The organism is Saccharothrix deserti (assembly GCF_009769385.1).
GTDB lineage: Bacteria > Actinomycetota > Actinomycetes > Mycobacteriales > Pseudonocardiaceae > Actinosynnema > Actinosynnema deserti.
Genome location: NZ_VKAB01000126.1, coordinates 1 through 4,096, shown reverse-complemented (window position 1 = coordinate 4,096; position 4,096 = coordinate 1). Strand labels below are relative to the sequence as shown.

2 protein-coding genes are annotated in these 4,096 nt (G+C 70.7%); both read left to right on the top strand.

Features of this window, described 5'->3' with window-relative positions; translation table 11 throughout:
* A partial coding sequence (gene carA, locus FM051_RS49760) for a glutamine-hydrolyzing carbamoyl-phosphate synthase small subunit (protein WP_158854933.1) occupies positions 1-1,092 on the top strand: 1,092 nt, incomplete at its 5' end.
* Positions 1,092-4,096, top strand: a 3,005-nt coding sequence (gene carB / locus FM051_RS49755) for a carbamoyl-phosphate synthase large subunit (RefSeq protein WP_158854931.1), incomplete at its 3' end; no start/stop codon positions are given. The genes carA and carB, both read left to right, overlap by 1 nt.

The following is a 4,096-nucleotide window of genomic DNA, read 5'->3' as shown; positions in this document are numbered from 1 at the left end:
CTGGAGGACGGCCGCGTGTTCCGCGGTGAGGCCTACGGCGCGGTCGGCGCGAGCCTGGGCGAGGCGGTGTTCTCCACCGGTATGACCGGCTACCAGGAGACCCTGACCGACCCGTCCTACCACCGCCAGATCGTGGTGCAGACCGCGCCGCAGATCGGCAACACCGGCTGGAACGACGAGGACGACGAGTCGGGCCGCATCTGGGTCGCCGGGTACGTGGTGCGCGACCCGGCGCGGGCGCCGTCCAACTGGCGTTCGAAGCGCGGCCTGGACGACGAGCTGGTCCGGCAGGGGATCGTGGGCGTCGCGGGGATCGACACCCGGATGCTCACCCGTCACCTGCGCGAACAGGGCGCGATGCGCGCGGGTGTGTTCTCCGGTGGCGACCTGGTGGGCACCGGGGAGATGCTGGAACGCGTCCGCAGTGCGCCCGGGATGAAGGGTGCCGACCTGGCCGGCGACGTCACCACGTCCGAGCCGTACGTGGTCGAGGCCGTGGGCGGGCGCCGTTTCACCGTCGCCGCGCTGGACCTGGGCATCAAGTCCAACACCCCGCGGATGATGGCCGCCCGCGGTATCGAGGTGCACGTCCTGCCGCTGACCTCCACCGTCGACGACCTGGTCGCGGTCGGGCCGGACGGCGTGTTCCTGTCCAACGGACCCGGCGACCCGGCCACCCAGGCGCACGCGGTCGAGCTGACCCGGGGCGTGCTGGACCGGCGCATCCCGCTGTTCGGCATCTGTTTCGGCAACCAGATCCTCGGCCGCGCGTTGGGCCGGGACACCTACAAGATGCGCTACGGCCACCGCGGCATCAACATCCCGGTCGTCGACGTGTCGACCGGCAAGGTGGCGATCACCTCGCAGAACCACGGGTTCGCGCTGGAGGGCGAGCCGGGGGAGGAGTTCACCTCCGACTTCGGCCGGGTGCTGCTGAGCCACTACTGCCCGAACGACGGCACGGTCGAGGGCGTCCGCGCGCTGGACGTGCCCGCGTTCAGCGTGCAGTACCACCCGGAGGCGGCGGCCGGTCCGCACGACGCCGCCCCCCTGTTCGACGAGTTCGTGACGATGATGGGCGGGGTTCGCTGATGCCGAAGAGGACTGATCTCAAGCACGTGCTGGTCATCGGTTCCGGCCCGATCGTCATCGGCCAGGCCTGCGAGTTCGACTACTCCGGCACCCAGGCGTGCCGGGTGCTGCGCGAGGAGGGCCTGCGGGTCTCCCTGGTCAACTCCAACCCGGCGACGATCATGACGGACCCGGAGTTCGCCGACGCCACCTACGTCGAGCCGATCACCCCGGAGTTCGTGGAGAAGGTCATCGCGGCCGAGCGCCCGGACGCCGTCCTGGCCACGCTGGGCGGCCAGACCGCGCTCAACACGGCCATCGCGCTGCACGAGCGCGGTGTGCTGGAGAAGTACGACGTCGAGCTGATCGGCGCGGACATCGACGCCATCCGGCGCGGCGAGGACCGGCAGATCTTCAAGGACCTGGTGCGCAGGATCGGCGCCGAGGTGCCGCGCAGCGCGGTCTGCAAGACCATGGACGACGTCCGCGCGACCGTCGCCGAGCTGGGTCTGCCGGTGGTCATCCGGCCGTCGTTCACCATGGGCGGCCTGGGTTCGGGCATGGCGCACACCCCCGAGGAGCTGGAGCGGCTGGCCGCGACCGGTCTCGCCGAGTCCCCGGTCACCGAGGTGCTGGTCGAGGAGAGCGTGCTCGGCTGGAAGGAGTACGAGCTGGAGCTGATGCGCGACCGCAACGACAACGTGGTCGTCGTCTGCTCCATCGAGAACATCGACCCGATGGGCGTGCACACCGGCGACTCGGTGACCGTGGCCCCGGCGATGACGCTCACCGACCGCGAGTTCCAGCACATGCGCGACGTCGGCATCGCGGTCATCCGCGAGGTCGGTGTGGACACCGGCGGCTGCAACATCCAGTTCGCCGTCAACCCGGAGAACGGCCGCATGGTCGTCATCGAAATGAACCCGCGGGTGTCGCGTTCCTCCGCGCTGGCGTCGAAGGCGACCGGTTTCCCGATCGCCAAGATCGCCGCGAAACTCGCCATCGGCTACACGCTGGACGAGATCCGGAACGACATCACGGGTGAAACGCCGGCCAGTTTCGAGCCGACGCTCGACTACGTCGTGGTGAAGGTGCCGCGGTTCGCGTTCGAGAAGTTCCCCGGCGCGGACAGCACCCTCACCACCACGATGAAGTCGGTCGGCGAGGCCATGTCCATCGGCCGCAGCTTCGTCGAGGCGCTGGGCAAGGCGTTGCGCTCCATGGAGACCAAGGCCGCGGGCTTCTGGACCGTGCCCGATCCTGTGGACGCGGACCCCGAGGAGACGCTGGAGTCCACTCTCGACGCCCTGCGCGCGGGCCACGACGGTCGCCTGTACACGGTGGACCGCGCGCTGCGGCTCGGCGCGAGCGTCGAGCAGGTCCACGAGGCGTCGCGCATCGACCCGTGGTTCATCGAGCAGATGGCGTGGCTGGTCGGGCTGCGCCGCGAGATCGAGGACGCGCCGGTGCTGGACGAACGCCTGCTGCGCAAGGCGAAGCGGGCCGGGCTGTCGGACCGGCAGGTGGCCGCGCTGCGCTCGGAACTGGCCGGTGAGGACGGTGTCCGCACGCTGCGCCACCGCCTGGGCGTGCGGCCGGTGTTCAAGACGGTCGACACCTGCGCGGCCGAGTTCGCCGCCAAGACCCCGTACCACTACTCGGCCTACGAGCTCGACCCCGACGCCGAGACCGAGGTGGCCGCGCAGCCCGACAAGCCGAAGGTGCTGATCCTCGGCTCGGGGCCGAACCGGATCGGGCAGGGCATCGAGTTCGACTACTCGTGCGTGCACGCGGCCATGGCGCTGCGTGAGGCGGGGTACGAGACGGTGATGGTCAACTGCAACCCGGAGACCGTCTCCACCGACTACGACACGTCGGACCGGCTGTACTTCGAGCCGCTGACGTTCGAGGACGTGCTGGAGGTCTTCCACTCCGAGCAGCGCTCGGGCACGGTCGTCGGCGTGATCGTGCAGCTCGGCGGCCAGACGCCGCTGGGCCTGGCGCAGCGGCTCGCGGACGCCGGCGTGCCGATCGTGGGCACCCCGCCGCAGGCCATCCACCTCGCCGAGGAGCGCGGCGCGTTCGGCCAGGTCCTCGCCGACGCCGGGCTGCCCGCGCCGAAGTACGGCATGGCGACGTCGTTCTCGCAGGCCAAGGCCATCGCCGACGAGATCGGCTACCCGGTGCTGGTGCGGCCGTCGTACGTGCTCGGCGGGCGCGGCATGGAGATCGTCTACGACGAGGAGACCCTGCGCGGCTACATCCAGCGCGCGACCGAGGTCAGCCCGGAGCACCCGGTGCTGGTCGACCGGTTCCTCGACGACGCCATCGAGATCGACGTGGACGCCCTCTACGACGGCTCCGAGGTGTTCATCGGCGGGGTGATGGAACACATCGAGGAGGCCGGCGTGCACTCCGGCGACTCGGCGTGCGCCCTGCCGCCCATCACGCTGGGCGAGTCCGACGTCGAGGCGGTCCGGCGGTCCACCCTGGCCATCGCCGAGGGCATCGGCGTGCGCGGCCTGCTCAACGTGCAGTACGCGTTGAAGGACGACGTGCTCTACGTCCTGGAGGCCAACCCGCGCGCCTCGCGCACCGTCCCGTTCGTCTCCAAGGCCACGGCGGTGCCGCTGGCCAAGGCCGCCGCCCGGATCATGCTCGGCGCGACCGTCGCCCGGCTGCGCGAAGAAGGGCTGCTGCCCAGGACCGGCGACGGCGCGAAGCTGCCCGCGCACGCCCCGGTCGCGGTCAAGGAGGCCGTGCTGCCGTTCCACCGGTTCCGCACCCCGGAGGGCAAGGGCGTCGACTCGCTGCTCGGCCCGGAGATGAAGTCGACCGGCGAGGTCATGGGCATCGACGTGTCGTTCGGCATGGCCTACGCCAAGTCCCAGACCGCCTCCTACGGCTCCCTGCCCACGTCGGGCCGGGTGTTCGTGTCGGTGGCCAACCGGGACAAGCGGGCCATGATCTTCCCGGTCAAGCGGCTCGCCGACCTGGGCTTCGAGGTACTGGCCACCGCGGGCAC